Raw genomic sequence first — 13,819 nt, forward strand, 5'->3', positions numbered from 1 at the left:
CCAGGGTAGCGAACTTAAAGCGCTTGAAGTCAAGACCCCCGGAGACCTGGGGAGCGCTCAGGCGTCCTCGAGCGCGACCTCGTACGCCCCATCGCGCTCGCGCAAAAAGGCCTCGAAAGCCGACAACGGCAGCGGCTCCGGCAGCGGATAGCGCACCTCGGTGAGCGCTTTAAGCTCCGTGTAGTAGCGGACGTAGGTCGCGAAGTCGCGCGGGTACGCCGCTGGGTCGCCGCCGAGAAAACGCCCCTCACGGCGGGCGTGGTCAAGGAGCGCCCGCCACCTCTCGGGGGAAACGAGCCCCACCGACTCCGTCCCGTGCGAAAAGAGCGTCAGGTGGATGTCGTCGAAGGGGTCGCGCGCGCTCAGGTAGCGCTCGAGCGCGCGCGCCGAGGGCTCTTTGTTAAAGACCAGCCAGAAGGGTACCGAACCCGTGCGCAGCGCCCAGTAGGGGGAGTGCAGCGCAAACGACTCCACCAGGAGCCGGTTCGTCGGGACCCCCCAGGCGCGGTAGCGCTCGCGGTAGAAGTCGGCGACGAGTGGGCTTAAGTGCTCGGGCTCCTCAAAGATAAGGCGCTTGACGCGGAAACCGTGCTCGCGGGCAAAGCGCAGCACGTCCTCGCGCAAGGTCGGCTCGAAGCCCCACTCGGCTTCCGGGCGCACGCCGTCGGGTTCGGGCGCGTCCCAGCTGCGGCGGTGCGACTCGTAGCGCGCCAGAAAGTCCTCGACGCGCGCGCTCCCCGTCCGGTACTCCTCCGGCGGGAGGCCGCCCAAGCCGCCGTGCTGAAAGATGTGGCGCTCGCCGACCCGCACCGTCGGCCACGGGAGCGTGCACTCGACCAGTAGGAGCGTGCCGCCGGGTTCTAGCGCCGCCTTTAAAAAACCCTCAAAGGCCCTTCCTAGCGCGAGGCGTTTAAGCCGAAAGAGCGTCATGTACTGCACCATCAGGCGGTCTTGGTTGCCGTCTTGCATGTGGTGCAGCTGCACCTCGGGGTTGGCCTCAAGCAGCGGCCCGGCGACCTCGCGACCGAAGGCCAGGTCGTCTTTGGGCTCGTCCGGATGGACGCCGGAGCGGCTGACGGGCACCAAGAAGGTCTGCGGCAACCAGGGGATCCCCAAAGCCGCGTAGAGGTGCGTCGCCGCGCCGTTCGAGGAGCCGATGGCGACGGCCGGAAACCGCCGCTGCGGAAACTCCGAGACCATCCACCGCGCGACGTCCTCGGCGCGCACCGTGCGGAGCTTTCTGGGCGGGAGCGACTCCGTCCACCCGCTGAGGGCGTAGAGCTTGTCGCGCACCCCGGCGGGCAGCTTGTTGATCCCGCCGACGACCGGCTCTAGCGCGTGCGCGAGCCACTTCGGTCCCATACCCATCATCGGCATGTCCTGGCCGCGCAAGTAGCGCGCGGTGGACTGGAACATCGCCGAGGCGGAGTCGAAGCCGGCGAGGTACGGTGGGCGCTTCACACCCCACCGCCATCGTCCGCACGAGGCACGCTGCCACGGCTTGTCAAAAAAGGCTGAACACGTAACATCCTGCCCTCCTACCTCAACCATGCCCGAGGTGCAGGGACGCTTCTGCGGAGTGTCCTACAGACCCCAGAGCGGGGGCGTGCAAAGCCCCCCACACGCGCCAACGGCCTGTGGGCTAGGCCCCGCTAGCTGCCCAGAGCGTTTGCAGCCGCCGCAGCACCTCCAAGACGCCCTCGCGCGCGGGCGCGATGAGGTCCGCCGGGGTCAGCTGCGCCGCTAGCGCGCGACCGGCGGCGTCGACGCCGGAAACGCGTAAGGGGGTGCCGCGCCCGTAGAGCGCCACGGCGCCCGCGAGCGGCAACGCGTAGAGCGCCGACACCTCCCCCGGGTGGGGCGTGTAGCTCGCTAGCGGGGCGTCGCGGCGCAGGAGGTAGGTCTCCTGAAACTCGCGGTCGGTGGCGTGCGGGTAGGTGCGCGCGGCGCTTAGGCAACCCAAGTAGCGCAGCTCCCCGAGCGACACGGTGAGCCCCAGCTCCTCCTCGACCTCGCGCAGCCCCGCCGCCACCCCCTCCCCCGAACGCAGGTGCCCGCCGACCGCCACGTCGAGTTTGCCCGGCTCGAGGTCTTTGTGGGGGCTCCGGCGCTGCATGAGAACGTGCGGCTCCCCCGAGTGCACGCTCAGGATCCAGAGGTGAAACGTCCGGTGCCAGAGGCCTTCGCGGTGTACGAGTGCGCGCGGCTTGCGCGCGCCGGTCGGTCTGCCAAAAGCGTCGAGGACGTCGAGGAGTTCGGCGGATTCGGGGGTGCTAGGCGCGTCCATGGGCACGCCACTATACCGGTTCTCGTCGCACAGCTCTGGTTTCGGGAAGAAGCCTGTACCGGATGACCCCGCGTAGGGGCCAGCACGGCGTAAACTAAAGGAACGTGAAGCGAACGCCACTCCCCCCCCCGACGCCTGCAGCGCCGCGGCTCTGCGCCCCCCCTTTGGCGGCGCCTCCCTTGGGGCACCGCGCCCGACGGTTGCGGCTTTGCTGGCGACGCTGGTCGAGGTATGTAGGGCTCGCCGCCCTCCTGCTCCTTAGCGCCTGCGGCGTCAGCGAACCACCGGGGCTCGCCCACGCCCGCGATTTCGCCCTCGTCATCCCCATCTACAACGACGCCGGGCTCGCCCACGCCCGCTCGACGCTGCGGCCACACATCGGGCGCTCGGACGCCTTCATGATCGTTTCGGGCAACAACGAGGGGGAGGCCAACGTCGCGTGGCTGAACCGCGCGGGGGGCTTTTTGCGCGACACCTACCCCGAGGCGCGCCTCTTTGCCGCCACGAGCGGGTTGGAGAACGTCGCGCGCGTGGCAGCGGGGCTCTCGGAGCTTTTCGAGGGCGTCGTCTACGTCTACGAACCCAACTTCCCCAACCAACCCGAGTTCAGCTGGGAGTTTGCAGCCACCCTCGAGCAGTTTGCGGCGGCGGCCGAAAAGGTGCGCGCGGCGGGCTTTCGCATGGTCGGCAAACCGACCGGGCGGCCGATTCTGCAGGCGAACCTGCAGCGCTACAGCTGGAACTACGGCGAGCTCGCCAAGACGGCCGACGAGCTCTTTATCCAGACCCAGACCTACTGCCGCGACAGCGTGCGGACCTTTTCGCGGGCGCTCGACACGGTGATCGCGCAGTACGGCCCCCTCGGGGACACCCTGCGCTGGGTGCCGCAGGTGACCGTCGACCCCGAAGCGCCCAACGGCACCTCGGTGGCCCAGGCGCGCGCCTGCGTCCGGGCGGCGCAGGCGCGCGGGCTACCCGGCGCGACGCTCTGGTGGTCGCCCACGTACGCGGCGCGCGCGGTCGACTTTCTAGAGGCCCTCAACGCCGACGCGGCGGCCCTTCCAGCGCGATGACGTTGGGGTTGGGCGGCTCCGGCGCGCGCCCCAAGGGGAGCGTAAAGAGCATCTCGAGCGAGAAGTAGGCGCGCAGAAGCCGAAACGCGGCGTATAGGGGGGTAAAGGGCAGCAGGTCGAAGCGGCGGTAGGCGAGCAGCACCCCGACGCTCACCAAAAAAGGCAGGCCGACGATCACCGCGAGCACCGCCGCGCCACCCCGTAAAAAGAGGGCGGAGGGCTCGAGCAGCGCCACCGCGCCGGCGTAGACGAGCACGGGCACCATGAGCGAGCGCCGCACGGTCTGCACGAGCGCCCACGGGAGGCTAAAAACCCCCCGCACCCCCTGGCGCCGCCGGATCGCCGAGCGGTTGCGCGCCGCCACGTGAAAGGTCGAGCGAAACCACCTGAGGCGCTGTTCGCGCAGCGCCGAGAGCGACCCCGGCACCTCCGAAAAGACGTGGATCCTGGGGTCGTTGACCAGGCGGTACCCGAGGCGTCCGATGCGCAGCACGATGTCGGTATCCTCACCGTTGATCCCCTCGGCAAAGCCGCCGACGCGGTCCAAGCAGCTCCGGCGGTAGGCCGAGAAAACCCCCGTCATGCTCAAAATCCCGTCGATCGCCCCCATCCCGAGGCGCACGAAGCCCTGGTTCAAGTAGACCTCGGCGGCGCGCAGCTTGCCTAAAAGCGTCCCCCCCGTAAGCGGCAGCGGCAACCCGCTCACCGCCCCAACCGCGGGGTCGGCGAAGTGCAGCACCGTCTGCGTCAGCAGCGTCGGGGCGACTTGCGTGTCGGCGTCCACGCGCACCACGAGGTCCTCTTCGATGTGTTTGAGGCCGGCGTTGAGCGCTTTGGACTTGCCCGGTTCGCGGCAGACGAGCACGTGCCCCTTGAGCGCGCGGCAGCGTTTGAGCTCCGCCTCGGCGAGCGCGCGGGTGAGGTCGCGCGAACCGTTGTCGACCAAGTAGAGCGTGCAGACGCGGCCGTAGCGCTCGGCGGCGCGGTCGAGCGAGCGGATGCAGGCGGCGACGTTGTCGGCTTCGTTGAGTGCAGGCACCAGAAAGGCGACCGAAAAGCGCGCCCCCTCACCCTTGGCGCGCAGCGAGAGAAACTCGGTGACGGCGAGCGTGGCGACAAAGAGCGGAAAAAAGAGCACCACCCCGGGCCCCAAGCCCCCCAAGAGCCCGACCCCGCGCAACCCCTCGAGCACGGTCCCGAGGTAGCGGCTCGAGAGGGCCGCGAGCGCCCCGCTCAGAAGGGCCGCGGACGCAAAGCGCAACGCAAAACGCCTCGGGCGCCGCCGCACCGCCCCAACCCACACGTCTTGCGGGAGCGCACCTTGGCGTAGCAGCGCCCAGGCGAACAGGACGAGCGCGGCAAAACCCACGGCCACGTTGGCGAACACCACCGTCAGCGGCGGCCCCAAAGCGCCCCGAAGCGCGCCGAAGAGGAGGTCGAGGGTTAGGGTGGCGACGCCGAAGCCCAGGGTGAGGGTGACGAGCAGTTTGAAGCGGCGCCCCCACGAACCGGCTACAAACAGGACGAAGGTCCAGAAAAACGCGAGGAAAAAGGGGCGTAAGCGGAGCGAAAAGGACGCCTCCGGTACCCCCAAGAGTGCCGCGAGCAGCGCGCGGTAGCGCGGCGCCGCGTCGGGTAAAAACGCGAGCAGGGCGGTTGACACGAGCGCGAACACCCCTAAAAAGGCGGGGGTCAACCACGCCGGGCGCTTGACCGAAAAGTGCGAGGGGTGGCTGTCGGCGGTGTAGAGCTCGAAGTCGGCGAGCAGCGCCGCCTCATCGCCCTCGCCCCCCCTCGCTGCTCGCCGCGTCCGCTCAGCTCGAGCCGCCGCCCGCGGCTTTATCGACCACACGGTTGCACCCGTCGTGGCTGCATCGTGACGTGTATCATGATTCAACTCCCACCGAGGCGTGAACCCCACGCCTCAAGTTAGGCTGCGTGACGGCGCGCCGCCCCCTACGCGCGTAGAGACCCATACACGCCGCACCCCGAGATCTGGGCGCGGCGCAAGCCCCCGAACCCTCACTATACCGCGCCCCCTTTTACCTCGTGCCGGAGCGCCTTGAAAGGGGGGCAGCGCTTTCGGTAGACTTTTTGTAGCCTCTGGCTTCGCGCGCCCGTAGCTCAGCTGGATAGAGCGGGGGACTCCTAAGCCCTAGGCCATCCGTTCGAATCGGATCGGGCGCACCAAAAAGCGGCACCCATGCGGGGTGCCGCTTTTTTTAGGCGAGCTGCGGGGCGTGACCTACTGGCCCTGACCGAGCGAGTAGCCGGGTTCACCGTCAAAGGTGTAGAGGTGCTCGGTCTTGATAAAGTCGAGCCCTTCGTCGGCGAGGCGGCCTAGCAGCGACGCCACCGTCTGGTGCGTCAGCGTCTGCCCCTCGGGGACGAGGAAGCGGCAGCGCCAGTGGTCGGTGCAGAAGGTCTCGGGGAGCCCTTCGGGCCAGACCTTGACGCCGCGGTTGGTGATCATCGCGAGCGGCACCTCCCCCGCCGCCGAACGCAGCCGCTCGGCGAGCACCTCGGGGTTGCGCTCTGCGTCGCGCCACGCCACGAACACGTCGACCCCGACGAGCCGCTTTTCGGCCTCCGGCCGCGCGGCGGGTTGCGGCAGGGCGAACGGTTCGCGCGCGGCGTACGAAACCCGCTCGAGGCGCTCGGGGACCTCGCCCAGTCGGGCGATGACCGCGTCCGCAAAGGCGCTCGTCCCCACGCGCTCGCGGCTCACCCCCTCTTTAAAGATGTCGTAGGTGTGCACGCCGTCCTCGAGGGTGCGGAGCCAGGCGTTGTGCACGCGCTCGGCGACGTCGCCCTGGCCGATATGCACGAGCATCATCACCGCGCCCAGAAGCAGCCCCGAGGGGTTGGCGACGTCTTGGCCCGCGCGGCGCGGCGCGGAGCCGTGGATGGCCTCGAACATGGCGCCGTGCTCCCCGATGTTGGCCGAGCCCGCGAGCCCCACCGAGCCAGCGATCTGCGCCGCCACGTCCGAAAGGATGTCGCCGTAGAGGTTGGGCAGAACCACCACGTCGAAGGCTTCGGGGGTGTCGGCGAGCTTGGCCGCCCCGATGTCGACGATCCAGTGCTCGTTCTCGATGTCGGGGTAGTCGGCCGCCACCTCCTCGAACACCTTGTGAAAGAGCCCGTCGGTCAGCTTCATGATGTTGTCTTTCGTGAAGCAGGTGACCTTTTTGCGGCCGTTCGCTTTGGCGTACTCGAAGGCGTAGCGCACGACCTTCTCGGTGCCGGGGCGCGAGATGAGCTTGAGGCACTGGTAGACCTCGTCGGTCTGGCGGTGCTCAATGCCGGCGTAGAGGTCCTCTTCGTTTTCGCGGACGATCACCACGTCCATGACGGGGTGCTTGGTCGCTACGAAGGGGCTGTACGAGCGGCAGGGGCGGACATTGGCGTAGAGCCCTAGCCCTTTGCGGATGGTGACGTTGAGGCTTTTAAAGCCGCCCCCCTGCGGGGTGGTGATAGGCGCCTTTAAAAACACCTTGGTGCTGCGCAGCGAGTCCCACGCGCTCGGCTCGATCCCTGCGGTGTGACCGCGGGCGTAGACGCGCTCGCCGATCTCGATGACGTGCGGTTCGATCTGCGCCCCCGCTGCCTCGAGGATGCGCAGGGTGGCCGTCATGATCTCCGGGCCGATGCCGTCGCCGTAGGCTACGGTGATGGCGGTCTTCGTCCCCGCCGCGGGGGCTTCGCTCAGCTTCTGTACCACGTATAACCTCCTTGGGGCAGTGTAGGGGGGGAGTAGCGGCGCGCGCTGCAGTTGCCGAAACGGTGCGCGCCACCGTACACTGCACATACTGTCGCCCGATACAGCCTAACGCAAACTGTCCCCTGACCCCCAACCCTATTCGGCGGCGCGCTCGCGCCCCTCGCCGAGGCGCGCGAGCGCGCGGCTGATGTCCGCCGTCCACGCGTCGATAATCTCCCAATCGCGGTAGTCGCCCTCGAGGGCGAGCAGCTGCGGGTTGCGGCGCCGGTCCTCGCGGGAGAGCCGGGCGTGCTCGAGCTTACCGCCAAAACAGATGACGCCGCGCGGCTTGAGGGCGCGGCTAATCGGCCGGAGCTTGGTGGGCAGCCACACGCGGCTCGAGAGCCCCAACGTCATCAGCACGCCGCTCGAAAAGAGCCACAAGGGGCGCGCGCCGAGCACGTCGAACTCGCGCGCCAAAAACGCCTCCGCCTCGGGGAGCCAGTTCTCCTCGTAGACGGCGCTGCCGAGCACGACCGCCTCGAAGGGCGCGAGGTCGGCCACCTCACTAAGCGGCGCCACCGTCGGTCGGTGCCCTGACGCCTCGAGGCGCTCGCCGATCTCCTCGGCGATCTCCACCGTGCCGCGGTGCCTGCTCGCGTAGCCCACGAGCACCGACGCCGCGTAACCGGTTGCGTCCGCTCGGTCTTGCCTCGTCATCGAACCCCCTAAAACGCCCTTTAAAGTCCGGGTGTCCGAAACGCCCGTCGCAAAGACCCTGAAAGGGCGACGCCTCACGTAACAGCCTAACGCAAAGGTTTTGCGGGCGTCACTACCCTCGGCGGCTTGGCGTCCGCGCGACACGCCGCTGACGCGGCGGGCGTAGACTAGCAGGCTGGAGGTTTTTGGTGCGCACCACGACGCGAACAGGCCTAACCCGCAACATCACCCTTCTCGCCGGCCCGCTGATTCTGCAAAACCTCTCGTACACGCTGCTGGGCGTCACGGACACCTTTTTTGTCTCACGCATCTCGACCGCAGCGGTCGGCGCGGTGGGGCTCGCGGGGGTGCTCTTCTTCGCGCTCATGCTGCTCTTTCGCTCGACCGCCGCGAGCAGCGTGATCTTCGTCGGGCGGGCGCACGGCGCGCGCGACCGGCGCGGGGTCGGGGACGCGGTGTGGAGCGTTCTCTGGGTCGTCGCTTTGCTCAGCCTTCTGGCCTTCGCCCTGCCCTGGGTGTTTACCTTTCTCTTCCGCTTCGCCGCCCCAGCAGGCAGCCCGGAGGTGCTCGAGCTCGGCACGCGGTACCTCCAGATCCGCGCCTTCGAGGTTCCCTTGGCGATGTTTAACGCCCTCGTGTGGGGCTTTTTGGTGGGCCGCGGCGACTCGCGCACGCCGATGCTGCTCGCGTGGCTGCAGGTCGGCCTCAACATCGTGCTCGACTGGCTGCTGGTGCTCGGCAACCTGGGGTTCCCGGCGTGGGGGGTCGCGGGGGCGGCCGTCGCGACCGTCCTGGCCAACGCGGCGGTGACGCTTTTAAGCGCTTGGATCTTGTGGCGCCCGGACTCGCACGTGCGCTTCCGGACGCGCCGCGTGCGCCCGCCCCGGCTCGCCGAGCTGCGCCGCGTGCTCGCGACGAGCCTGCCTCTAGGCGTCGGCGACTTCGTCGACGTGGCCTCCTTTACGGTCTTTTTCGCCCTCATCGGGCGGCTCGGCACCGAGATCTTGGCCGCCAACAACATCGCGCTGCAGTTTATGAGCCTCTCGTTTACGCTGGGGATCGCCGTGGCGCAGGCGAGCTCGAGCCTTGTCGCGCAAGCTCTCGGCGCAGAGGACCCGAAGCGGGCCGAGCGGGTGGGCTACCGCGCGATGGGGCTCGGCATGGCGCTCATGGGGCTCGTCGGGCTCGGTTACCTGGTCGCGCCGGAACGGCTCATGGGGACCTTTAGCGGCGACCCCAGGGTGATCGAAGCCGGTACCGCGATCTTGCAGCTCGTCGCGCTCTACCAGATCTTCGACGCGGCCGCCATCGTCCTCGGCGGGGCGCTCAACGGCGCGGGCGACACCACCTACACGATGCTCGCGCGGCTCGTGTGCGCGTGGGGGATTTTTCTGCCGCTCGCCTACCTCTTCGCCTTCCCCTTGGGAGGGGGCGTCCGCGGGGCGTGGGCGGGGGCGATGGCGTACCTTGTCGCGCTCGCGCTCGCGTACCTCGTGCGCTTCCGCTCGGGGCGTTGGAAAACGCTCAAGGTGGCGCCCGACGTCGCCCCTTCGGTCGTCTAGAGCGCCAGCCACCCATTCGGCTGGGTTCGGTTGACGCTCCGTCCAACGGGTGGTGCGTCCAACGGGTGGTTTGGCGTCCGGCGAGCCAGTAGCCTTGGCGGGTAGCACCTGGTTGGAGACGCTCACACCGATAAAAAGCTGCTCTGCACGCACGTTCTGAGAGGGGCAGCGACGTTTTGTGACACGGCTACCCGTAGCTCGTGATCTGCAAGCTACGGGCCACCAGCCCCTTCCGAAACGGTTCCCGCGGGATCAAGGGGACAATGGAAGCTAACCTAGAGGTCCACCCCAGAAAAGGTGTCGCACGCGCTCGGGTCCCCCGTCTCGAAGCCCCTCCCAAACCAGCGCATGCGCTGCGCCGAGGAGCCGTGGGTAAAGGTCTCCGTATTCACCTGCCCGGTGGCCTGGCGCTGCAGACGGTCGTCACCGACCGCCGCCGCCGCGCTTAGACCCTCCTCGAGGTCGCCGCGTTCCAGACCGCCGCGCTCGGCGACCGACCGGCCATAGACGCCGGCGTAGCAGTCGGCTTGCAGCTCGAGGGCGACCGACAGGCGGTTGGCGTAGCGCGGCTCCGCCCGCTGCAGCTGCCGCACCTCCGCGGCGGTCCCCAACAGGTTCTGCACGTGGTGGCCGACCTCGTGCGCGAGCACGTACGCTTGCGCGAAGTCGCCGGCCGCACCGTAGCGGTCGCGCAGCACGTCGTAAAACGCGAGGTCGAGGTAGACCCGGCCGTCTAAAGGGCAGTAGAAGGGCCCGGAGGAGGCGGGCGCGTACCCGCAGCCCGAGGTGATTGCACCTTCGTAGAGCACGAGCACAGCGTCCTCGTAGACGAGGTCGTTTTCCGCGAAGATAGCAGCCCACATCGCCTGCGACTCGTCGAGCACCGCCGACATGAAGTGCGCGCGCTCGTCGTCGGTGGCCTCAGCCCCCGGCACCGACCAGGACGCCGCCGCGGTGCCGAGCGGCGAGGACACCCCCAAGAGGCTAAAGAGGTCGGTGCCGAGAAAAAGGCTCAAGGCGAGCAGCAAGAGCGTCCCCCCGACCCCCAAGGGCACCCCCGCACCCCCTGCGCGCCGAGCGCGGCGGTCTTCGACGTTCTTGCTGAGTCCTCGGTTCTCCCACTTCATGTGCTCCCCCTTTAGGCGGCCCCGCAGGCGGGGCCACACCGGCTCGAGCCGAGTTTATAGGGCTCCAGGGGTGACGTGAAGGGGTACGTGCGGCACTCGGGAGGTGCTGCCGCGTCCCAAACTGCCGCCCCACCGAGGCGGCGGCCCCTCCAAAAGCGCGTCGCCGCTAGCCGTAGTGGTTGCCGTTACGCGTCGCCGCCAGCACGTCCTTGAGGGGCGCTTTGGCGAGGCCGATAACGGTGTCGGCGGCGCCGTAGTAGACCCACACCTCGGCCTCGTCGCCCGTGCCCCGGACGAACGCCCCGCAGGTAAAGACGATGTTGTAGCCGTTGCCGTGCCGCTCGTAGGGCTCTAGGGGCGCGAAGACCGGGTATCGCCCCCGCGCGATCACCTTGTGGGGCTGCTCGAGGTCTAGTAGCGCCACCCCTAGGCGGTAGGTCGGGATGCGCGCAACCTCCTTGACGCCGTGGTAGATCATCAGCCAGCCCTCGGGGGTCTCGATGGGCACCGCCCCGCCGCCGATACGCACGCTGTCCCACCAGGTACCGCCGCGCTGGCGCATCACCAAGGCCGGTTTGCCCCAGTAGTGCAGATCCGGCGAGTGCAGCGTCCAGATGGTCCCCGAGTCGGGGCGGTGGAGCATCACCCACTCGCCGCCGATACGGCGGGGGAAGAGCGCGGCGTTTTTGTTCGACGGCGGCACGACGATCCCCAAACGCTCGACCCGCTTCCAGTCTTTGGTCACGGCCAGCGCGATGCTCGGCCCGGCGGTGCCCGCCGCCACATACGCGATGACCCAGGCGCCCAGCTCCGGCGCGTAGGTGATGCGCGGGTCTTCGCAGCCGAACTCGGCGTGGGGGCTGTCCGTGTCCTCGGGTGACAGCAAGGGGGTGGGCTCGAGCCGCCAGTTCGTCTCGCCGTCGGCGCTGCGGGCGACGTGGAGCCGCGAGACCCCGTCGACCCCCTCGACCCGCACGAGCATCAGCACCTCGCCCGCAACTTCAGCGACCCCGGGGTTGTAGGCGCCGATCGCCGGCAGGGGCAGGTCATCGACGGCGAGGATCGGGTTGTGGCACGAGCGTATGAAAAGGTCATGCATGGCGTCTCTCCTCTCGCTGCCCGTGTGGGGTCACCTCAACCCTACCCCTAGCGCCATGCGGTGCAGCTATCAGAGGTCACACGTTCATAACACGTCGTAACGCGTCGTGGTGCGTCGTACAGGCGCGTCGGTCATCATGGAGCGCGCGTCTCGCTGGCCGTCGGCCGTGGTGCACCGTAGCGGACGCGCTCCCAAAGAAGTTTAGGCTCGAGCTGCTACGGGCGCCGCCAGCGGCGTCACCTCCAAGGCGCGCGCCCCGACGTGCGCCTGCAGGTGCGCGACGAACGCCTCGACGCTCACCCCCTTCTGCTCGGGCTCTTTGCGGCTCCTAAACGAGAGCGCGCCCGCCTCGACCTCCTTGTCGCCGACGATGACGGTGTAGGGCACCTTGAGGAGTTCGGCGTCCCGGACCTTGGCGTTCATGCGCTCGCCGCGCAGGTCCGCCTCGGCGCGCAACCCCGCCTCGGCCAGGCGCGCCTTGAGGCTCTGCGCGTAGGCGTTGTGCCGGTCGGCGATCGGCACCACGCGCACCTGCTCGGGGGCGAGCCAGAGGGGGAAGTCGCCGGCGAAGTGCTCGAGCAAAAACCCCACCAGGCGTTCGTGCGTCGAGAGCGGCGCGCGGTGCAAGCACAAGGGGGTCTTGCGCGAACCGTCCTCGGCGACGTACTCGAGCCCGAAGCGCGCCGGTACGGCGAAGTCGACCTGATTGGTGGCCAAGGTAAACTCGCGCCCGATGACGCTATAGATCTGCACGTCGATCTTGGGGCCATAAAAGGCCGCTTCGTCCTCGACCTCGATGAAGTTGATCCCGCCGCGCTCGAGCGCCCCGCGCACCATCGCCTCGGTCTGCTCCCACAGCTCGGGGTTGTTGACGTACTTTTTCCCGAGCCCCGCACGGCTATGCTTTGAAAGGCGCATGACGTAGTCGCGGATGCCGAAGAGGCGGAAGTACTCGAGGTAGAGCGCGATGACGCCCATAAACTCGTCCTCGAACTGCTCGGGGGTGCAGTAGATGTGCGCGTCGTTCATCTGCATCGAACGCACCCGCATGAGCCCCATGAGCGCGCCGTGGTCTTCGTAGCGGTAGCAGGTGCCGTACTCGGCGAGGCGCAACGGCAGCTCGCGGTAGGAGCGGGGGCGCGCGGCGAAGATCTTGTGGTGAAAGGGGCAGTTCATCGGTTTGAGGTAGTAGCGCACGTTGTCGAGCTCCATAGGCGGGAACATCGACTCGGCGTAGTAAGGCAGGTGCCCCGAGCGCGTAAAGAGCTGCTCTTTGGTGACGTGCGGGGTTCTGACCTGCTGGTAGCCCGCGCGGCGCTCCATCTCCTTGGCGAGCTTTTCGATCTCCTCGACGATCACCGCGCCGCGCGGCAGCCATAGGGGGAGGCCGGGGCCGATGTCGTCGTCGAGGGTAAAGATCTCGAGCTCCGCACCGAGCTTGCGGTGGTCGCGCTTTTTGGCCTCTTCCAGGCGCCAGAGGTGGTCTTCGAGCTCCTCTTTGGTGCGAAACGCCACCCCGTAGACGCGCTGGAGCATGGGGCGGGTCTCGTCGCCGCGCCAGTAGGCGCCGGCGACCGACATGAGCTTGAAGTGCTGAGGGAGGTCGCCGGTATTCGGCACGTGCGGCCCGCGGCAGAGGTCGGTGAAACCGTCCGCGCCGCCCTGCTCGTAAAAGGTGATGGGGACGTCCTCGGGGAGGTTCTGGATGAGCTCGAGCTTGTAGGGGTCGCGCCCCTCGAAGCGCGCCAACGCCTCCGCGCGCGGCAGCGCAAAGCGTCGCAGGGGCAGCTTGGCCCGGATGATCTCACGCATCCGCGCCTCGATCCTCTCCAGATCGTCCGGGGTGAGGGTACGCGGCAGGTCGAAGTCGTAGTAAAAGCCGTTGTCGATCACCGGTCCGACACCCATCTTTATGCGCTCCGGCGCGTAGCCTTCGGCGACGAACAAATCGCGCACCGCTTGGGCCATGACGTGCGCCAAGGTGTGCCGCATGAGCCGCACCACCGCCTCGTCCTTTTTGGTCAGGATGGCCACCTCGGCGCCGTCGGGCAGCTCGCTCAGTAGGTCGGTCAGCTGACCGCCCACGGTCGCGCCCAGAGCCGCTTTGGCGAGGCCGGGGCCGATCGCTTGGGCCACGTCGCGCGCGGTCGCGCCCGCGGGGAGCTCCAGGCGTTTGCCGTCGGGTAGGGTTACAAACATAGTCACCTCGAAGTCGTCGCTGTAGAGGCCTCGGCACCGGGTCGCGCCG

10 protein-coding genes and 1 tRNA gene are annotated in these 13,819 nt (G+C 68.3%); 3 read left to right on the forward strand and 8 right to left on the reverse strand.

What is annotated here, in order from left to right:
- Positions 1–57 precede the first annotated feature (57 nt).
- Positions 58–1,461 carry a hypothetical protein gene (locus TRAD_RS08070; RefSeq protein WP_013178116.1) on the reverse strand — a complete coding sequence of 468 codons (1,404 nt, stop codon included), beginning with the start codon at positions 1,459–1,461 and terminating at the stop codon, positions 58–60.
- 181 nt (positions 1,462–1,642) lie between these two features.
- Positions 1,643–2,287 (reverse strand): NUDIX hydrolase, encoded by a 645-nt coding sequence (locus tag TRAD_RS08075; RefSeq protein WP_013178117.1) that lies wholly within the window; start codon positions 2,285–2,287, stop codon positions 1,643–1,645.
- 104 nt (positions 2,288–2,391) lie between these two features.
- Here TRAD_RS08075 and TRAD_RS08080 point away from each other — a divergent pair, with 104 nt between their 5' ends.
- Positions 2,392–3,360 (forward strand): hypothetical protein, encoded by a 969-nt coding sequence (locus TRAD_RS08080; RefSeq protein WP_148221209.1) that lies wholly within the window; start codon positions 2,392–2,394, stop codon positions 3,358–3,360.
- Here TRAD_RS08080 and TRAD_RS08085 read toward each other — a convergent pair.
- Positions 3,326–5,212 carry a glycosyltransferase family 2 protein gene (locus TRAD_RS08085; protein ID WP_013178119.1) on the reverse strand — a complete coding sequence of 629 codons (1,887 nt, stop codon included), beginning with the start codon at positions 5,210–5,212 and terminating at the stop codon, positions 3,326–3,328. The two genes, TRAD_RS08080 and TRAD_RS08085, sit on opposite strands and share 35 nt — an antisense overlap.
- Before the next feature lie 261 nt (positions 5,213–5,473).
- On the opposite strand from TRAD_RS08085, the gene TRAD_RS08090 reads away from it, so the two are divergent.
- A tRNA-Arg gene (locus tag TRAD_RS08090) sits at positions 5,474–5,550 on the forward strand.
- A 55-nt stretch (positions 5,551–5,605) separates the two neighbouring features.
- Here TRAD_RS08090 and TRAD_RS08095 read toward each other — a convergent pair.
- Together TRAD_RS08095 and TRAD_RS15250 are read right to left on the reverse strand one after the other, a co-directional pair.
- A complete protein-coding gene (locus TRAD_RS08095) occupies positions 5,606–6,997 on the reverse strand; it encodes an NADP-dependent isocitrate dehydrogenase (protein WP_049773188.1) in 1,392 nt (463 codons plus the stop codon).
- A 222-nt stretch (positions 6,998–7,219) separates the two neighbouring features.
- Complete coding sequence (locus tag TRAD_RS15250; RefSeq protein WP_013178121.1) at positions 7,220–7,783, reverse strand: flavodoxin domain-containing protein; 564 nt, start codon at positions 7,781–7,783, stop codon at positions 7,220–7,222.
- A 188-nt stretch (positions 7,784–7,971) separates the two neighbouring features.
- Here TRAD_RS15250 and TRAD_RS08105 point away from each other — a divergent pair, with 188 nt between their 5' ends.
- Entirely contained in the window at positions 7,972–9,345 is a 1,374-nt protein-coding gene (locus TRAD_RS08105; RefSeq protein WP_013178122.1) for an MATE family efflux transporter, read from the forward strand.
- A 275-nt stretch (positions 9,346–9,620) separates the two neighbouring features.
- Here the strand turns inward: TRAD_RS08105 and ypfJ are convergent, their stop codons facing one another.
- From ypfJ to thrS, 3 genes are all read right to left on the reverse strand, one after another.
- Positions 9,621–10,472: a KPN_02809 family neutral zinc metallopeptidase gene (ypfJ, locus tag TRAD_RS08110; protein WP_013178123.1), complete on the reverse strand. Its 852-nt coding sequence runs from the start codon at positions 10,470–10,472 to the stop codon at positions 9,621–9,623.
- A gap of 166 nt (positions 10,473–10,638) precedes the next feature.
- Positions 10,639–11,571 carry a glycoside hydrolase family 130 protein gene (locus tag TRAD_RS08115; RefSeq protein ID WP_013178124.1) on the reverse strand — a complete coding sequence of 311 codons (933 nt, stop codon included), beginning with the start codon at positions 11,569–11,571 and terminating at the stop codon, positions 10,639–10,641.
- A gap of 201 nt (positions 11,572–11,772) precedes the next feature.
- Positions 11,773–13,770, reverse strand: coding sequence for a threonine--tRNA ligase (gene thrS, locus TRAD_RS08120; protein ID WP_013178125.1), 1,998 nt, complete (start codon positions 13,768–13,770; stop codon positions 11,773–11,775).
- Positions 13,771–13,819: the final 49 nt, after the last annotated feature.

The organism is Truepera radiovictrix DSM 17093, assembly GCF_000092425.1.
GTDB classification, from domain to species: domain Bacteria; phylum Deinococcota; class Deinococci; order Deinococcales; family Trueperaceae; genus Truepera; species Truepera radiovictrix.